At 41.9% G+C, this 18,905-nt stretch carries 11 protein-coding genes; 1 reads left to right on the top strand and 10 read right to left on the bottom strand.

Annotated elements, in window-relative coordinates:
• Window positions 1-54: 54 nt before the first annotated feature.
• The 5 genes from UYC_RS0111210 to UYC_RS0111230 all read right to left on the bottom strand — a co-directional run bounded on the left by UYC_RS0111210 (window position 55) and on the right by UYC_RS0111230 (window position 9,048).
• Window positions 55-243 carry a hypothetical protein gene (locus UYC_RS0111210; protein ID WP_016878892.1) on the bottom strand — a complete coding sequence of 63 codons (189 nt, stop codon included), beginning with the start codon at window positions 241-243 and terminating at the stop codon, window positions 55-57.
• Window positions 240-4,136 (bottom strand): TonB-dependent receptor, encoded by a 3,897-nt coding sequence (locus UYC_RS0111215; protein ID WP_016878891.1) that lies wholly within the window; start codon window positions 4,134-4,136, stop codon window positions 240-242. Before UYC_RS0111215 ends, UYC_RS0111210 begins: the two co-directional genes overlap by 4 nt.
• Window positions 4,133-5,644, bottom strand: coding sequence for a DUF11 domain-containing protein (locus UYC_RS0111220; RefSeq protein ID WP_016878890.1), 1,512 nt, complete (start codon window positions 5,642-5,644; stop codon window positions 4,133-4,135). The genes UYC_RS0111215 and UYC_RS0111220 overlap by 4 nt, the downstream gene beginning before the upstream one ends.
• A 129-nt stretch (window positions 5,645-5,773) precedes the next feature.
• A complete protein-coding gene (locus UYC_RS0111225; RefSeq protein ID WP_016878889.1) occupies window positions 5,774-6,343 on the bottom strand; it encodes a DUF11 domain-containing protein in 570 nt (189 codons plus the stop codon).
• Window positions 6,344-6,429: 86 nt separating this feature from the next.
• Window positions 6,430-9,048, bottom strand: coding sequence for a beta strand repeat-containing protein (locus UYC_RS0111230; protein WP_016878888.1), 2,619 nt, complete (start codon window positions 9,046-9,048; stop codon window positions 6,430-6,432).
• Between the two features lie 1,093 nt (window positions 9,049-10,141).
• On the opposite strand from UYC_RS0111230, the gene UYC_RS0111245 reads away from it, so the two are divergent.
• Complete coding sequence (locus UYC_RS0111245; RefSeq protein ID WP_016878885.1) at window positions 10,142-14,353, top strand: PAS domain-containing protein; 4,212 nt, start codon at window positions 10,142-10,144, stop codon at window positions 14,351-14,353.
• Between the two features lie 53 nt (window positions 14,354-14,406).
• On the opposite strand, the gene UYC_RS0111250 is transcribed toward UYC_RS0111245, so the two are convergent.
• The 5 genes from UYC_RS0111250 to UYC_RS0111270 form a co-directional block, all read right to left on the bottom strand.
• A complete protein-coding gene (locus UYC_RS0111250; RefSeq protein WP_016878884.1) occupies window positions 14,407-14,838 on the bottom strand; it encodes a response regulator in 432 nt (143 codons plus the stop codon).
• Window positions 14,822-15,400: an Hsp20/alpha crystallin family protein gene (locus UYC_RS0111255; protein WP_016878883.1), complete on the bottom strand. Its 579-nt coding sequence runs from the start codon at window positions 15,398-15,400 to the stop codon at window positions 14,822-14,824. The genes UYC_RS0111250 and UYC_RS0111255 overlap by 17 nt, the downstream gene beginning before the upstream one ends.
• 420 nt (window positions 15,401-15,820) lie before the next feature.
• Window positions 15,821-16,084, bottom strand: a complete 264-nt coding sequence (locus UYC_RS0111260) for a hypothetical protein (RefSeq protein ID WP_016878882.1) — start codon at window positions 16,082-16,084, stop codon at window positions 15,821-15,823.
• A 303-nt stretch (window positions 16,085-16,387) separates the two neighbouring features.
• Window positions 16,388-16,768: a response regulator gene (locus UYC_RS0111265; protein WP_016878881.1), complete on the bottom strand. Its 381-nt coding sequence runs from the start codon at window positions 16,766-16,768 to the stop codon at window positions 16,388-16,390.
• A gap of 107 nt (window positions 16,769-16,875) precedes the next feature.
• The gene (locus UYC_RS0111270; protein ID WP_016878880.1) at window positions 16,876-18,759 is read right to left on the bottom strand and encodes a response regulator; all 1,884 of its coding nucleotides are present in this window, start codon (window positions 18,757-18,759) and stop codon (window positions 16,876-16,878) included.
• Window positions 18,760-18,905 lie beyond the last annotated feature (146 nt).

Here is an 18,905-nt window from a genome sequence, read left to right on the forward strand (position 1 = left end):
TGAGATAAAAACCGAGTATCCAAGTTAAAAATTAGGTTAAATATGAGGGGAGCATTAATAATTCCTGATAGGACGAATTAATGCAGGATAGGCTGGTTCAGATGTTCCATACTGGGGATGAATAGCGATCGCACTTACCCGTTCTCCAGCCTTTAGGTTTCCCAATCTTGCGGTGAATCTACCAGTGTTATCGGTATTTACTGGGCGATCGCTTGATATAGGTTTCCACATCAATAGTTTCATATTTTTAATTTCCTACTTTCCCCTGCTCGATCAACCACCGATTTCACCGCAGATTCTTGTTGCTGGGGTGGAGCAACTTTCTGCTGTCCAAAGCCATCGAATAATTCGTTGAGTTTGAGTGTTAAGCCCAAATAGAGGCCGCCTGCGGAACGTGTACCGGAAAAATCTCGGTCATCGACTTTACCAAAGGCATATCCCACAGCAAGGCGCAGGTTGGGATTGAGGTAGTAGCCTGCTTCTAGGACAAAGCCTGTTTCAGTGTAGTTAGATTGATTAATGATGCGAGCCTCACCTACCAAATCCCAGCTATATCCCAGGCGATAGGTAGCTCGCAGTTGTCCTAGATTTGCCGTACTCGTGCCCACTAAATCATTCGCTAGATAAGAGGTGCTATGACGCAGAGCGTATTTGCCATAGAATTCCCATTGCCAGTTAGGAGCGTAGATAGCTTCTAAGGCAAAGGTATGATCCTCAGAACCCGTTCCACTTCCGAAAAGGATGGTGTCAGGGATGGTTGCTGGATTTTTGCGATATTCATAACGCAATAAGGCGTTAAAGTTATCGTTGTCAGGATCGCGGTAGGCTAAACCCACCTTCAAGTTTGCTGTATCTGGGAGTCCCGTCAGCTTTTGATTGGCAGAACTTGCTTGCTGATAACGTACCAAAGCTGTGAGAGCAGGAGAAATTTTACCCGTAGCAGCTGCTGAGATGACGGTATTGGAACCACCAGAGGAACTACGATGCTCGTAGCGAGCGCTAGCCTGAAACTCAGGATTATCGCTGTATTCTAAGCCAACGCTGTAACTATCGCCACCATCAAACCCAATCGCAGAGGCACTTTGTCCGGGAGCAAAGGGTTGAGCAAATTGCGAACCCACAGCAGTCCGTCTGAAGAAACTACCAAATACGTGTTCGTAAGCCAGATTCAGCCGCAAACCAGGAGCAATAGTCCAGCGATTATTCAAACCAATTGCACCTTGAGTAGTCAGTTCGTTAGCACCGCCTAAAATTGAGTAACGACCAATTAAGGTAGTATCTGAACCGAGTTTGTATTCGCCATTGACACTGAGGCTAGTAATGGAGTTACCTGAAAATTGACCGCCAGTGTAAAACTGTTGAGCAAGACTGACATTGACACCAGGAATTACAGCCCAATTCAGCCCCAAGATAGTACGGTCTGGATAAACAGTATCTTTTGTGGAAGATAAGGTCAGTTCATTTTGGGCTTGGAAAGTGAGGTTCTTTGCGAGGGGGAGAGTGAGGCGCGATCGCAATTGATCGGATTTACTAGTGAGGGCATTTGTCGGAATCCGATCTTCTCGGTTGCGATGAATCCAGTCCACATCAACAGTGGTACGACCAAAGCGTTGTTGAATCCCGGCGGTAATCGTTGTCAGGGAGTTATCAACTTTACTACCAGGGATTGCTTGAACACGGGGTGCAAACAGTTCTGCAAAGGTATCTAGTGGTTGGGGAGCGATGCCAAAATTATCTTCGTGGTCGTATTGCACTCGTAGATTTGTAGTTGGGGAAACTCGACCTGTTAACTGTGCTCCATAACGAGTTTGACCAGGTACAAAGCTAATAGTGGCATTATTGGCAAAACCCGTATCGGCAAAACGATAATAGGCACGTCCTTGGATAGCTTTGAATATCTGCCCTTGGGCTTCTATACGATAAGCTTCACCACTAACTTTGCCCATCACATCAGAATCATTAGTGGAATGGGCATATTCTGTTATCAACTTACCCTTATCACCCAGAGCGATCGCTGCATCTGCGCCGTAGAGTTCAAAGCCGCGCAACCCTTGATTTTCTTTAATGTAAGTTGCGGCTAACCAACTTTCTTGATTAAAGGTACGAGACAAATTGTATTGCAAGCGACCTGCATAGATATTGCTGTTAGAGTCTTTGCTGTCGTATTGGTAGGTAACAACAATCCGACGAACTAAAACTTGTCCAGTTTGATCGACATCAGTGCGGAGAATCGGTTGGCGGAATAATAAAGTACCGCGATCGTAATCGATTTCGTAGTCTGGCCCTCGGTTTAGCTGCTTGCGTTCCAGTACACTACCGGGACGATTCAGTTCTTCTAACTCTAGAAAAACATTTTCGCTACCTGGAACCAGTATGCGGCGAGAGAGGAAGTAATAGCCGCTAGTACCGTCGGGAGCAATAGTATCCCGTTGGAAACCTTCTAGATGGTTGCCGTAGAAACCTGTAAATTGAAAATTTCCCAAGGTGTAGTTGGCTTTCAAACCGTGGAGTTGGCGGGTGATCGAGGTAAATTGCTGTGATGGGCGAGCAAACTCTTCTGTGTTGTAGTCACCCCACATGGCATAATCGGGAGCCGTACCAGGAATGCTAGTTGAACGCTCAAAACGCAGATATACGCTGTCAATCGAAGGAGCGACAACATCTGCTCTGGAGCTATCACCGTAAACAGGATAGTTTTGCTCACTGAATTGATAACTGCGAAACAGGCGATTATCACAGTTGCAGTTTTCGTTGAGGCTGCGAGAACTATTATATGCACCAGTAAACAACCAATCACCGATCGCACCCGTAGCAAATACCGCCGAGTTAAAATCCAATTGCGTTCTGTTGTCTTTGTCAGGGCGGAGAAAATCACGGAAACTACCGTAATAATTTGTACCTCTAGCTCCTAAACGCAGATCCACCACACCAGTGACAATACTAGGACGCAGCGCTGTTTCAAATTGCAGTTGAGTAAAGGCTTCTAAATTAATAGTGTTAGCTCTGATTGTTACTGTTTGAGCATTTAAACTTGATTTCAGGTTGGCTGTGAATTCCCCTTCCTTAATTTCCACCTGAAATCCTGGTTGATTGGGCTTGAAATCTGTCCCCACAAACTCTCCAGCAGTTGATGTCAAAGTGACAACAGCATCCCATTTAGAGCGGTTGTGATTACTATCTAGCAATTGTCCTTTCACTGTTGCCGTGGCACGTCCATCTGCTGGGATCCTTCCCTCCACAGTCTCTAACTTCATTTGTGTGGGTGCGCCTCTTACTATTACCCGCGCACTTACAGGAGATTCAGCAGAACCTACTATTTGGGCAGTGATAATATTTTCTCCTTCCTTTAAGGAGACGCCATACCATGTCTGCGTTACTAAATGTGTTGTCGCATCAGTTGCTGTCCGTCCAATCAGGGAGGTGTCTGCTAAGTTGCCATTCACCCGCAATTCCACACTTGCACCTTCAGGAAACTGCACAATTACCGTAGTAGCGGCTACATCAACTACGGTGTCGGGCGTGGGAGAGAGGATTTTTACCCAGGTTGCAATGGAAGGGATTGGTGTTTGTGTATCCTTGTTTCCCTGCTTCCCTACATCCTCTGCACCATTGGCGATTTTTTGACCTCTAGGTAACTTGATATCAGATGCTGGTTGAAAGGGCCGTATAGCACCAGTAACAGATTGCTTTTCGGTACTTCCAGATGCTACTTGTTGTAAGCCTCTAGGCAATTGGATATCAGATGCTGGTTGAAATGGCTGTATACCAACGGGTTCTGGCTCAGATTTAGTGGATGGTTGATTTATCAGTCCAACATCTAACTTATACCAAATCGAGTTGTTCAAACCCTTTTTTGTATAGCCCGCGTAGGCGGGCTTTGTTTGTATAGCCACAGGCTTCCAGCCTGTAGGGTAAAAGAGGGTATTCGATTCGGATTTGGTATTATCTGTGATTTCTACTGCCTTCTCAGTTAACAAAGAGGGGAGGAAATCTCCGTTTGAAGGTTCTTCAGTCAGGTTCTGCTGCTGTGCAACCACAGAATTTTCTGCCTTAGCTATGACAGGGTACACAACCAAACTCACAGCCCCGATTAATGTCAAATAGAAAATATTGATGTGGCGCAATTTGGTTTTCATTTCTTCGCCTCCGTGACTGCGAAGTTCATGCGTACCATGCCACCAGGCTCTAAACGCACCCAACGAGATTGGCTATTGCGTTCGCGGAAGCGTCGATTGGGTGCGAGAGTATAACCGGGAAGACTGCTGAGATCGAGAACGCCTGTGTGATTTCCTGGTAATACGTTGGCAATGGAGAACAAACCATTTGGATCTGTGGTGATGCGGTTACCGTCTGCCATGAAAATCACTGCATTAGGAACCCCAGGTTCACCAGGTTGTTGCTCGCCATCAAAGTTTTTGTCTACAAACACGCGACCGATGATTGTGCCACAGTCAGAGACTATTCCCGGTCGAATTTTCAATTGATGTGTTGCTGGCCCGTCTTTGACAGCGAAATTGTTGTCAGTCCTTCGGGCATTGACAATTGCTGAATTCCGCCCGGAACCACGTACAGCATCGGGAGTCAGTTGAGCAGCGTAAGCAATATTTAGTACCTTTCCAGATGGAATAGTTGCTGTAGTCCGAAATATGATTTGTGAACCACTAGTTTCTGCTGTGACGTTGACTAGCTGACCATCAGCCTCACCCCGCACGGATTTAGGCAGAAATTTGAAACCTAGCGGTAAGGTATCAGTCACTACTATGTTATGCAAATCAGTATCAACAAGATTTTTGAGTGACAGGCGGTAAATTGCCGTATCTCCCGGTTCAGCGGTTGCGCGATCGCCTGTTTTGATAATCTGCACCTGTTGTGTTTGGCACAATCCCAAGTCCAATTGCAAGGGTAATAACTCTAGTCCGATTCGTTCAGCGTCAGATATTAAAACTGTGTGACTCAGCTGGGTTTGACCTTCAATACTGATTGGCAAACCATCTAAAGAAGTAGCGGTATACTGGACGAGCAGGTTTTCACCTTCACCCGTGCTGTCCACTATTTCTAATTTGATCCGCCGTTGGGTATAAATAGAGTCAGCAGGCGGATTGACTACCAAAATATAAGTTTTACCCTTCGCAGTTTGCCCCTTATTTTGGTCAAATAAGAAGTTGTAGTAACCCTCACTTGTATTCGTGAGGAAGAAGGGGTTACTGTTTTCCGAATTTGGGTTGACTCCTTTAGGAATACCGTTATTAGGAATATCGGGAACCTCTGTTCTAGTTAGGGAAAGCAATTTTCCTAGTTCCGTACCCGTCGGATCGTTGGGATTAGGTTCGTACAAAGCCATAGAAAAGCCTTGATAATCAGGTAGAACTTGCCCTCCACAACCTAAAATCCGCCCTAAAGGGTCAATTAAGGGTTTAGAACGAGCGTTAATTGAACTAGAACTGCCTTGATATGTATGTTTACTGCTAGGATCTGTATAGATATATGTAGCTTGGTTAGTGATTGCTGTAGGCGCAATCCCGTTATTGATTTGAGCAAAAACAGGTATTGGACTCTGTAAAAAACTTCCCACTAAAATGGTTGCTGCGAAATGCTGAAACCAGCCACCATCAGAAATCTGATGTCGCAAACTTTGACGGCGCACTGAATTTTTCTCCTGTTAAAGTTGACGATAACTGGGTTTGAGCCTGCACCCAGATCTGTGGAAATTTTTGACGATTTCTTTAGAGACGTTATGTTGCAACGTCTCTAAAAACAAAAATCTAAAATCGACTTAGCGCACCTGAGCTTGATAAGTTCCCTTTACTTTCTCTTGGGCGGGAACAGATGTGCCAAAATTCCAGCGGATATGAGTGTAAGCAGTTGCTGGTGCTGGACGAGTCTCTTGTTTGCCATTCGAGAGAGTAACTTTGATTGTGGGATTTTCAACAAAGCTACGTCCGCCGTCAATGCTGTAGGTAATCTTTGCGCCTTGTTTTTCGTTGACTGTAGCAGATTTCAGTACATACACCATTCCTTGGGGAATTGGTTGATTGATGGTGAGGTTCTTCACTGCTTTATCGCCATTGTTGCCACCCGTTACTATATAACGCAATACGTCTCCCGGTTGCACCGTTACTTTCCCTTGCAAAGCTTGCCAAGTAACTATTTGCTTACCTTGCTTATCTTGTTGCACCACTTTTTTTTCTGCTTCTAGGCGCAATTGTACTGGCCCTTTTTTGGCGTTTTGAGCGATCGCACTACTGGGCTGCCACACAGGTGTTAATACTAATGTCAGTGTAACAAATGGTGTTGCGGCAATGATCGCAACTGCTCCAATACTAGCAAGAGAAAAACTTTTCATGGCTAATACCTATTTTAATTTCAAAAGTTCTGGGTTCAACGTATCTATGTAGGTTGGTGTAAACAAATCCAACCTACAATTTCCTCCTAGTTCACCTTCCGTTGGAAAGTAAAGGTTCTTTGCACACCAGGCGCAATTTGTACCGTGATAGTATTCACATACTTGGTAACATCATCATCCTGTGTAATACCTGTTTGGTCTGAAGCAGAAGTATTACCAGCCGCACCTTCAAAATGAGTAATTGTTGCGCTTGCGGGGACAGAATCTACAGCAGAACCAACAACGTTACTAGTATCAATGATTCCGTTTGTATCATTATCTAAGGCCCAATTACTGTTAGCGCCTAAAATACCACTTTCAGTAATTACCAAATTGTTAACATTAAGAACAACGTTATTACTAGATGTACTGCTCACATTATCTTCAGCAGCAATATTCTTGTAACGGATTTGATACTCGATAATGTTACCCGGTGCAGGAGTTCTTGGTACATCAGCAACACTGGTATTAGGATCGTAACCATTGGTTGTCGGTGTACTTTCAAAATCACCCTGACCAGCACCTACATCAGGGCCTGTTCCCTTTAATATTCGGGAGAACTTCACCAACTTCAAGAAGCCAGTATATACACGGTCAATGGTGATATTAGTTATTTCACCAGAATCTAGCACCTTGTCAGCATCACCATCAACAAATGCTGTAATGGGTACTGGATAACCTTTTTCTGTGTCTGTAGAGAGTGGAGTACCTGCTGGTAAGTTAACATCCACAGTGTAATTGTCTGTGCTAGCAGCACCAACAGTCAGTGTCACTGGTGTACCGCTAGTTAAAGTAAAAGCAGAACCATTATAGGTATATGTTGCTGTATTCGATGTATTGTCAGGATCGGTAATTGTTACTGTAGTACCTGAAGGTAAATCTGTGGCTGTTGCTGGCGGTGTGGGTACTAAAACAATGGAAGCGGAAGCACTACCACCATTTTGAACAGTGTTAGTAAATGTCACCACCGATGGATCGATAGTGCTACCGGGTGTTGTATTAGCAGGAACAAGAGAAGACTTGTTAGTAAAGTCCGTATTATTATCATTGGTAGGGCCTAAGGCTCCTGGTTGGCCATTGGGGCCATTGAACAGACTAGATGTATTAATTGTCAAAACATTAGCTTCACCAAGAGGCCCAGTACCATCGTTACCATTGTTAGTGGCTTCTGAGCCTGTCTCTGGATTAGTTGGTGTATTAATATAACCGTCATCCACATCACCAGCTGCTATAGTATCCGGGACACCATCACCATTGCTATCAGTTCCCGGAAACTTTAATGTATTACCGCTAGTAGGATCGTAGTTACTGGGGTTGTTGTCGCCTGATTCATCGTATACTGGCAGGTTATTACTGTCTGTGCTACCAAATACTTGGGCTATGTTAGCAATAGTTAAAGGTGCTGTAGCTGTTGATTTAACTTTAACTTTGATTGAGAAGCCAGTAATCTCTGTTCCATTAGCTGGAACAGAAGTAATCGCATTTGTGTTAATAAAACCGACGCGAGTGACACTTGTTACTGTATCACCACTTTGTAACGCTCCAGCATTAAAGCGTTTCCATCCGGCTGCGTTAGCATCTGTAGTTACAAGATCGGTAGTATAAACAGGTTCCCAATTTGCATTAGGTGGTGTAGGTGGTGTACTTAAGTCTAATTCTGTATCTGCGGGAATAGCATCAGAAATCAAAATACGAGATTCCGAAACACCGTCTACAGTAATTGAGCTACCCTTTAATGCAGAAGGTGTAATATTCTGTCCTGTAGTATCGCTACTTTCAACTTTCAGGCTTAATCCATAGATGATAGTATCATCAGTGATGATACTTAGGGTACTATTGTTGCTATAGTTAGTCTGAGTTTTCTTTAAGGTTGCCAGAGCGTAATCTTTATTACCAACAGTCGCCGTTTGATTTGCAGATGCTTCTTTCTCTCCCCCTATTGGTGAACCATCTACATCATTAGGATCGCTATCATCTAAATCTTTGGTGCTAAGTTCTTCAGTAGCTGTGCTCACGCTTGAAGGTTGGTTTTGAGTATTAGGATCGGGTGTATTACCTAATCGGACGTTAATAGTTGTACCTGGTGTGGCAGCAGGATTAACCGTTACGGGTACGCGAACTAATACCGTACCCACATCAACTGTAGTTGAGCCGATCTTCACACCTGGAGTATATACTGGAACTGGGTCAGCTGTTACCGGGGTAGTTGCAGCGGAAATCCAGGTTACACCACCATCTGTACTATATTCTATAGTTCCTACTGTACCTGCACCTGCTATTGATTGCGTCAGTGTGACTGCGGTAGGAATATTGAACTTGGTAGGATCGTTACCAATGTTAGTAACTGCGAATCTGTAAGTTAATACGTCACCTACTTGAACTGTACCACCTGTACTATCGTCTATACCAATTGCTTGGGCGTTAATACCTGTTACTTCCGCTACTGTTACGGTAACAGTGTTGGATGTTGCATTTATTGTGTTACCTGGGTTATCTGGGTCTTCGTAAGTAGCAGTCGCCGTGTTGCTGATAGACTGTCCAGCAGCGGTTCCTTCAGCTAATACAGGTGCAACAAACTGGAAAATGCCATTAGCTAATAATGCTGTTGCTACCAAAGAACGATAGAAATTTGATGGCTGTTTGAAAATTTGCTTGGGTTTTGGCATGATGGAAGTGTGTTTATTCAATCAACATTTGTCCTGCCAAAAGAGGCAGGATTTTTTCTTGACAATTCATCGAGAAATTGCCATTTTCAATTCACCCAAAACTTTAAAGTTTCAGGAGTGCATAGTTAAGGACATTTACCTCAAAAACTATTAAGGTAAATTTGCAGGTATAATTTAAACTAACTTTACCGATATTTAGCTTTGATAAAGGCTTAAAGCCATGATTTATGAATGTATAATTTATAGCTAAAAAATACTTCAGTAGAAATAATGAATTTTCAATTCAATTAAGAAAATTATCCAAAATAAGAAATAAAAAATAGAGACTCTCGCCTATATTCTTTGTTTCAAAAATATAAGTAATTATCTCTAATTTCTTTGAGAGAAGGTATTTCAGTCTGTTAATATACTATATATTTATCTGAATAATAGTGATGATAGTATATAATTTCAAACCTAAATTAGGAGGTTTTTGATTCTATTTTCAAACACAGAAAAGAGGTATTTTTTACTTTTGTTTGGTTGATGAGTAAATTTAAAATCTATAAAAGGCTCCTTATTTACTATTCTCTTTAGCTTAAAATTAAAAAATGAGGAAAATCTGAGGAATCTAGCAATTAGCTCAGATTCTTGATTTTCTGCCATTTCAATGATCACCAGACAAAAGCACAACCCTTTTGCTAGGAAAACGGGGGTTTGTAGAGCTGTTTACCGCATCCAATTGATTGATAAGAAGGAAGGAGCCACTGCGCTCTTAGAGATTCACTCACTGAGTGCAAACCGCGTGGCAGTAGAGGTAGATAAGTGATATTGGCTACTTCTCAGACTTTCCTCAGAATTTCCTCATTTTTAGATGGCAATATTTATTACACAGTACAAGGCGGATGCTTGAAGAGTATTGCTTTTTACTGAGCATACGGTAACATTTATTTATAGCCCCGTTTGGGGCTTTTTATTTTGCCAAGCCTTTAAAACCCAGTTCTCCGGCTTCTGATGGGAATTAGGGGAACTCATTGGGCGCATTTTTCCAAAGAATGATTTGCTGTGTAGCTAGAACTAAAATATTAATGCATTAATTTTTATACCTAAGAGTATGGTGGCATTGCCCCAAAGAGAATTGATTCAGCCATGTCTGGTAACTCTACCACCAGATACCTCAGTTGAGGCTGCAGTGACAGCCATGAACCATAGTAAAACAGGTTATGTCTTAGTCTTCGAGCACAGACAGCTAGTTGGCATTTTTACTGGGCGAGACTTAGTTGGGGCGATCGCTTCTGGGGTGAATTTAAGCATTGCCACTCTATCAGATGTAATGACTCATCCAGTCATCACCATCAAAGAATCGCAGTTAGACAGTTTATTTCATATCCTACACCTGCTGCGCCATCACAAAATCCGCCACTTGCCAATTTTGGACGAACAAGAGCAACTAGTAGGTGTAATCACGCTTGAAGGTATTCTGGAAGCTTTACAACAGATAGAAACCCACCTTAAACAAGCCGAGTTGCAGTACCGCAATCTCGTTGAGCAAATTCCTGGAGTTGTCTACACTTTGCCCATCACCGCAACCTTAGAATTTGCTTACATTAGCCCTCAACTGCAACAACTCCTCGGTATTTCAGCCGAAGAGTGGAATCCGGAATTTTTTAGGAGTTGGGTAGAATATGTGCATCCAGAGGATCGCGATCGCCTTCAGCAAGAAATCGCCGCTACCATTGCTACGGGTAAACCCTTATGCTGCAAGTACCGCATGATTAGATCCGACGGTAGAACTATCTGGGTGCAAGATCAAGCCAAACTTGCACTGGCAGCAGATGGGCAAACCCTAGTGCTTCAGGGAATCGTCTTTGATATTAGCGATGCCTCACAGCAAGCCGCTACGCTTCTACGCAAGCAGCAGGAAGAAGCACTTCAATACAGTCAAGCCCGCTACCAAGCAATTGTAGAAGATCAGACGGAAATGGTAGCTCGTTTTTTGCCAGATAGTACTGTTTTATTTGTTAATCAGGGGTTTTGCCGTTACTTTGACATTGAGCGGCGTGCCATTGTTGGTAAGAGTTACAACCCTGTTATCTATGAAGAAGACAGAGATCGGGTGGCTCAACTTTTAGAGTCAATGAGTATTGAAAACCCTACCATAACTATTGAGAATCGGGTGATTGATGGTAAAGGGGAAATTCGCTGGACACAGTGGGTTAACCGAATGCTATTTGATGATGAAGGAAATTTTATTGAATTTCAGTCGGTTGGACGCGATATTACCGAATTAAAACTTACAGAGGCAGCACTGCGCCAGAGTGAAGAACGATTGCAACTAGCCTTGGAAGCATCTGGAGATAGTATCTGGGGCTGGAATTTAGCAACGGGGGAAGTATATTTCAGCCCCCGCTGGCTACAAATGCTGGGCTATGCAACCGATGAACTTCCAGCTGAGTTTAGCACCTGGGAAAAATGTATCCATCCAGACGATAAACCCTGGGTGATGAATGTCTTGCAGGCTCACTTGAAGGATAGTTCTGTTCCCTATGCTTTTGAATACCGAATGCGAACTAAATCGGGCAAGTGGAAATGGATTGCCAATTATGGCAAGGTTGTATTGCGGGATAAAGATACCCAGCCTTTACGAATGGCTGGCATTCACAGAGATATAGATGCTCGCAAACGAGCAGAACAAGCTTTACAAGAGCGAGAAGCTTTTTTGCGGGCAATTGGGGATAATATTCCCAAAAGCTACATTTACCAGGTTGTGCGGGAACTGGATGGTAGCTATCGCTTTTACTATTTTAGTGCTGGTGTTGAAAAAGCACATGGACTGAAACCCGAAGCAATTTTAGCAGATCCAAATCTTCTGTATAATACTTTAATTCCAGAGGATCTCCTCTACGTAAGTCAGAAGCAGGAGGAGTCTGCACGAACAATGTCAGTCTTTGATGTTCAGGTGCGGGAATATTCCCCTGAAGGCAATATTCGCTGGACGCGTTTATGCTCAACCCCTCGCGCTATGGATGATGGGCGGATAATTTGGGATGGTGTCCGATTTGATATTACTGACCTTAAACTTACTGAAGAAACGCTACGTAAAAGCAAAACTCTCCTTACAGAAGCCCAAAAAGTTGCCCGTATCGGCAACTGGGAATTTGATATTGCTACCCAAAAAATCACCTGGACAGAGGAACTATTCCACATCTTACATAGAAATCCGACATATAAAGAACCCACTTATCTTGAGAATTTGCATCTCTATCACCCAGATGATCGAGAAAAATTGCACAAAGCGGTTGAACGAGCAATTACAACAGGTGAATCATACAAACTGACACTTAGGCTCAATCCTCAGCCTAATGGTTCTATTCGCTACATTGAGGGAATTGGTTATGCAGATTTCAATGCCGATGGGCAAGTGATTCGTCTGTATGGCACTACTCAGGATGTTACAGAGCGTGTTCAAACTGAGAAGGCACTGCAAGAAAAAGAGCAGTTTTTACGCAGTATTTATAATGGTGTTGAACAAGCTATTTTTGTGGTAGATGTTCTCGAAGACGGTGATTTTAAATTAGTTGGATTCAATCCCGCCTGCGAACGTTTTACAAATATGCGTTCAGCAGAAATACAAGGTAAGTCTCTAGAACAAATATTTCCTTGTGAGGTTGCTGCATCTGTTCGGCAACGTTACCGAGCCTGTCAAGAAGCAGGAAAAGTTATTACCTATGAAGAATGTTTACCTTTTCGAGGGCAAGATACTTGGTGGATAACTAGCTTGGCTCCTTTGTGGGATGAACGTTCACGCATCTATCGGATTGTGGGCAGCAGCATCAATATTAACGATCGCAAACGGCTAGAGCTTGCCCTGAAAGCATCAGAAAATCGGTTAGACAATATTCTCACCACGGCGAATGCCTCTATTGTCAGTTTCCGCGTCTTTGCAAATCGAGACTGGGAATATGAGTATCAGTCGATTGGATGCGAGACTCTTTTTGGCTATTCTGCTGCAGAAATTGTCACCGATAAAATGTTGTGGATGTCACGGGTGTTTGCAGACGATCGGGATAAGGTTATTTATCCACACTTTGAGAGTATTTTTGCGGAACGCACTTTCGGTGTAGAATATCGATTCCATCACAAAGATGGTTCGCTGCGTTGGATTTCTGCTATTTATTCCTCTCATCGGGATGAAGTAGCCAATTGCTGGATTGTAACGGGAGTTAGTATTGACATTAGCGATCGCAAACGGGCAGAAGAAGCTTTACAGCAAAGCGAAACTTTATTTCGGACTTTGAGTGAGTCTGCACCAGTAGGTATTTTTAGAACAGATGCTCAAGGGAAAAATATCTACAGCAATCCTCGCTGTCAAGCAATCTGTGGCTTTACCTTTGAGGAAGCGTTGGGAGATGGCTGGATGCAGTTTATTCATCCTGAAGATTTGGAAGTTGTTTTTCCTCAGTGGACTTTATTTTTAACAACAAATCAGGAATTTCGCACCCAGGTGCGTTATGTTCACACAGATGCAACAGTTCGCTTTTGTCGATTAATGGCGGTTCCCATTTTTTCCGAATCCGGTGAATTAATGGGTAATGTGGGCACTGTAGAAGATATTACAGAAAGTCGGGCAATAGAGAAAATGAAGAATGAGTTCATCTCTATTGTCAGCCACGAACTGCGAACACCCTTGGCTTCTATCCGTGGTTCTTTAGGATTACTAGCTGCTGGAGTACTCAAAGAGCAACCAGAATCAGCCCAACAAATGTTGGAAATTGCTTCTAGCGAGACAGAACGTTTAGTGCGCTTGGTAAATGATATTCTCGACCTAGAACGCTTAGAGTCAAACAAAGTAACTCTGGTTAAGCAATGGTATGATGCAACTAAAATCTTGCGTCAATCTGTAGAAACTGTTCAGCCTCTGGCTACTGAAAATAACATTGCACTTGTGATGTTGCCTAGTTCTATTCCAATCTGGATAGATCCAGATCGGATTATTCAAACTCTTGTCAACTTAATAGGTAATGCTATTAAGTTCTCATCACGAGATAGTAAAGTAACAGTGAGTGTGGAATGTCTTACAGATCAAATTTTATTTAAAGTTCAAGACCAAGGTAGGGGCATTCCAGATGGTAAGTTAGAAAGTATTTTTGAACGGTTTCAACAAGTTGATGCTACTGACTCGCGCCAAAAAGGAGGAACGGGTTTAGGTTTAGCTATCTGCAAGAGCATTGTGCAGCAACACGGTGGCAAGATTTGGGTGGAAAGTACTTTAGGAAAAGGCAGTATATTTTATTTCACAATACCTAAGCTAGTAGCGGAAGGGTAAGGGCTAGATAATTGTTTTATACCGCTGTTTATACAAAGATGTTGTGCTGTGATTTAAGATATGTAATGCTTTTGTACCCTTTGTGTTTCTGAATTCTCTAAGTTCCAGCCAAGAATTTTAGCAATCTCAGAAACTAGCGTCACAGGATTAAATGGTTTAGCGATCGCTCCTACTGCACCTAATGCCAAGAACTGATTTGCTTCAGTGAAGCTTAAAATTGATGTTAAGAAAATTACTGGTATTGACTGAGCTTGGATATTCAACTGCAATTTTTTCAGGCAAGCAATGCCATCCATTTCCGGCATCATCACATCTAAAAGAATGGCATCTGGTTTAAGATCCTCTGCTTTGACTATACCCTCTGCACCTGAATTCGCTACCATTACTTCCCAGCCTCCGATTGTTTCCAGGCTAATTTTGACAATTTTGTGCATATGGGGTTCGTCATCAACAAATAGAATTCTTTTGCTAGCTAGATTTTGCATTATTTATACTTCCTACACACTGTTCGCTGGGAGAGAACACTAAACTTAATTTGTCCCAATTCATTCCAAGAGCTGCGTCTACAGCTAAAGATGGTTCTGGTGCATAATCTTTTGTGTCGAAAATTTTCACCTTAATTAGCCGCTTTTTATTGTAAGATTTCTGAAAAGTGAGCTTCAGGATACCGTCATTAAATTCTGCGATTGTGGCATGAGGCTGAATCAAACTAGGTAGAGGAATCACAATTTGAAATTGACTTGGGCAAAATTCAAAATCAAAGGAACTAAAAATCTCTGTCAGTGTTACTTCTTTTCCCTTGATTAAAGCTGTTTCTGGAGAGACTTGAACTTCAAGATTTTCAGCTTCTATATCGGAAATGTCTGCTTGAATGATAATTTCTGTATCTGTTTCCTCTATCTCAATCGTAGATACACCGCTAGTTGTACCGCCCTCATAAATCCATATAGTATCTTCACCATAGCTGTACAAAAACTCTCGGATGACACTATATAGATACTGCTCGAATATACTCAACCTCTGTAATATCTGCCAACTGGTTAACATTCTAATATTTCCTTGATTTTTGAAATACTAATGATTAAGTGTAAGAGACTATTTATAAAATCATAGCCTCTGCTGCTAAAATAGGACTTACGCAAAATCCCTCTAAAATCCTCTTGACTCCGTGTCCTCTGTTTCCTCTGCGGTTTATTCTATAACTTGTGCGTAAGTCCTGTAAAATTAACAGTAACCGAGTATTTGATTTCTCATTTTAAACCAGTTAAAAAGTAAATGATTTGGATGCTGTTTACCAAAATAACGACTTTAGGATATAGAAAAATGTTTGTATTCACAATTTGTTTAGTTTGGATTTGGTTATTTGTAATTGGATATTAAATGCAGATTAACCAAATGGAAACTTTATCAACCGTCAAAGTATTCTCGCTATTACAAGACATCTTCTTGAACCTAAAGCGGTTGTTTTCAGTTATCAGCATACAAATCATCAGTTGAATTTTTATAATTTTCTATGATTGTTAAAATTCTGTTTCTAACTAGCTGTTGCTGATAATTGTAGTACTGTCTGAGCAATTCGAGTTGATGGTTTAAACGTTCAGTGTCTTCAATTAACGTATTTAAGTCATGCACTATGCTTGTATATCCAGCAAACATGATATTATCTGCGAGTTTTGAGGGAGTTTGATTGCCAATGGTTTCAAAATTTTGGCGATCGCTGTTGTGTCTCATGGTTTTTGTTCCTCAATTTAGCTTCATCCCATAACTTAAAATAAAAAAATGAGGATTTTATGAGGAACGACACTTTTGCTGGAAATTTATGTTCAAGGTAACACTTTTAGTTCTGGAGGCAACAGCATCGAAACCCTCGTACCCCCGTTACCCTCGTTATCAGGTTCAACCTGGTAACGAGAACTAATCTTTCCCTTCTGCCACGCCAGTCGCTACAAGTCGGCGCTAGACGCGTTCGCCGTCAGGCGTTGCGTTAGCTAGCGGCTTCCCGGAGGGTAGCCGCTAGGGCGCGCTGGCTCCTCATTAAGATTTCCACCCTAGAGCTTCAGCTACCAGATGTGAAAGTTTCAATGGATCAAAAGGTTTGGGAATCACTCCTGCAACTCCTAGTTGAGCAAATTTATTTAAGTCAACCGTCTGTACTTTAGCTGTCAGCAAAATTACGGGAATATTTTGAGTTGAAGGATTACTCTGCAATTTACTAAACAGCGCCAGTCCATCTATATCTGGCATCATTACATCTAAAAGAATAGCATCAGGATGCTCAATCTCAGCTAAAGTTAAGCCCTCGCTACCTGAGTGGGCTGTTAGCACTTGCCAACGCCCAAGTTTTTCCAAACAAGCTTGAATAATAGTACACAGGTTTTTTTCATCATCAATTACCAAAATGCATTTTGCTGACATAACTTTACTTTTACCCTTCAAACCTTGCTAGGGGTAAAAAAACTCGTTTTGAACCATAGCATGAAACAATTAAATATTTACTGATGATAATACTGATATGTTAATTTTTATCTTAGTTGTACCCGCTCTAAGCGATTTAATATACGGGCAATTAACTCTGGCTCTACAATTGGTTTCCTGATGTAATCATCGGCTCCTGCCGCATAAACTTTATGCACGATTTCGGTATCAGAATGTACAGACAGGAACAAAACAGCTAAATGACTCCAGCGAGGATCGTTGCGTACAGCTTGGCATAGTTCAATACCGCTGAAATCAGGCATTTCGATATCTAAAATCAGTAGATCGGGTACAGTGTATTCTAATATCTCCCAGAATCTTTGGGGGTCTTTTAACGTAGTCAGTTGTAGTCCCCAGGGTGACAGTAATGCAGTCACATGATTAAGTACCAAAAAGTCATCATCTACAACCAGGATTTTAGCTTCAGTGAGATGATGCTGGTTCAGTGCTGTTGTGAGTGCAGAAATTACCTCAGCCGCAGACATAGTTTTGCTTAAAAAGCCATATGCACCATGACTTGCAGCTTCTACTCGTTTAGATAATTGATTGCAGCTAGTCAAAACTAAGACAGGAATCTCAGGCTGGCTCTGATTTAATTCCGCTAAGAGCTTTAAACCATTCTCCTGTGGATCGGGAAAGGAGAGGTCTAATAAAATGACATCAGGAGAGTGATGAGCAAGTATAGTTCTTGCTGTTTTCAGATCTGTTGCAATCTCTACTTGGAAGCCGTGAATTTTGGCCTCTAGTTTAACTCGTTCGGTTAGTATGGCATCGTCGTCAATTATTAGTAACCGTCTTGAGGAAACTTTTGAGGAGGAACTAGTAGCAGGCATTGATGGCTGCTGATGCAGTATTTTTTTCAGTGATTTGATTAATTCTCCTAACTGCAGGCTTGCACTTTGTTTTGGAGTAGTTTGAGTTTCCTCTAGCAATCTTTCGATTTCCCTTGCGATTGTTGAACCCTCCAGAAGGCTGTAGCATCCTAAAGAACCAGCTAAACGATGGGCTTGTGCTGTTGCTTGCTTGAGTAAGGAAAGATTTGGCTTTGCGTCTGATAACTGAGCTTGTACTTGCTCAAACAATTCAACCTGTTCCCCCAAAGTCTGTTTAAACTCTTCCCACAAATTCGCCACTACAGCCATCACTTTTGCTTCGGCTTGATGCTTTTGTGCTAGCTCATCACTGGGAGTTATGTGATTATCTGTTCCTCTGTGGGAGTCTAAAATCCCCTGTTCCCTTTGAATTGATTTATCCTTTTCCTCTCCCCTCAGCCGATAACCCAATCCATAAACTGTTTCTATTAAATCTACAGTCATACCGGCTGCTTTTAGTTTCTGCCGCAAACCTTTAATTTGAGTTGTGACAGCTTCCTCACCAGGAAATTCAACAGAAGACCATATTTTATCTAGCAGAGCACTTCTACTATATATCCTTTGAGGATTGCGGAGAAAGAGTTCCAATAAACCATATTCTTTCGGGGTAAGATGTAGATGTTTTGCAGCATAAGTAACTTCTTTAGTATTGGTATTAAGCTGCAAACTTTCCCAAGTTAATACTGTCGGTAAAATTTCTTTTCCCCTACGCAATAAAGCTTTAATTCGTGCAATTAACTCTGATAAATCAAATGGTTTAACAACATAATCATCTGCTCCAGCCTCTAATCCCATGATACGCATAGTAGTGCTGTCTTTGCCAGTCAACATTAAAATTGGCATTTGATAGCCTGCAAAACGAATTTGGCGACAAAGGCTGATTCCATCCAATCCTGGAAGTGAAACATCTAACACAAGCAGATCGAAATCAACTTTTTTTGCCAGCTCCAAACCAAGTTGACCGTCATTTGCAGTCTCAATTTGATAGTTATAATTTGTAAGTGCTTGTACAACTACTGAAGTTGTAAATTCATCGTCTTCTACCAAAAGAATTTTCATGGAAATTTTCCTTCTGTATTGGGATTACAGAAACTAGTAAAGTTAATCTGGTTATCCAAATAAAAACTAATTATGCAAACATATCGAAAATATGACAAATAAATTCAGCTTGCTCTGTAATGTCTGTTTTTCTCTGCTTTTTAAAA

It is taken from the genome of Chlorogloeopsis fritschii PCC 6912 (genome assembly GCF_000317285.1).
In the GTDB taxonomy this organism is placed as follows: domain Bacteria; phylum Cyanobacteriota; class Cyanobacteriia; order Cyanobacteriales; family Nostocaceae; genus Chlorogloeopsis; species Chlorogloeopsis fritschii.

What these genes read in the sequence shown, in the direction of transcription:
- UYC_RS0111210 (WP_016878892.1), bottom strand. Translation starts at nt 243, where the DNA reads ATGAAACTATTGATGTGGAAACCTATATCAAGCGATCGCCCAGTAAAT.
- UYC_RS0111215 (WP_016878891.1), bottom strand. Translation starts at nt 4,136, where the DNA reads ATGAAAACCAAATTGCGCCACATCAATATTTTCTATTTGACATTAATC.
- UYC_RS0111225 (WP_016878889.1), bottom strand. Translation starts at nt 6,343, where the DNA reads ATGAAAAGTTTTTCTCTTGCTAGTATTGGAGCAGTTGCGATCATTGCC.
- UYC_RS0111230 (WP_016878888.1), bottom strand. Translation starts at nt 9,048, where the DNA reads ATGCCAAAACCCAAGCAAATTTTCAAACAGCCATCAAATTTCTATCGT.
- UYC_RS0111245 (WP_016878885.1), top strand. Translation starts at nt 10,142, where the DNA reads ATGGTGGCATTGCCCCAAAGAGAATTGATTCAGCCATGTCTGGTAACT.
- UYC_RS0111250 (WP_016878884.1), bottom strand. Translation starts at nt 14,838, where the DNA reads ATGCAAAATCTAGCTAGCAAAAGAATTCTATTTGTTGATGACGAACCC.
- UYC_RS0111255 (WP_016878883.1), bottom strand. Translation starts at nt 15,400, where the DNA reads ATGTTAACCAGTTGGCAGATATTACAGAGGTTGAGTATATTCGAGCAG.
- UYC_RS0111260 (WP_016878882.1), bottom strand. Translation starts at nt 16,084, where the DNA reads ATGAGACACAACAGCGATCGCCAAAATTTTGAAACCATTGGCAATCAA.
- UYC_RS0111265 (WP_016878881.1), bottom strand. Translation starts at nt 16,768, where the DNA reads ATGTCAGCAAAATGCATTTTGGTAATTGATGATGAAAAAAACCTGTGT.
- UYC_RS0111270 (WP_016878880.1), bottom strand. Translation starts at nt 18,759, where the DNA reads ATGAAAATTCTTTTGGTAGAAGACGATGAATTTACAACTTCAGTAGTT.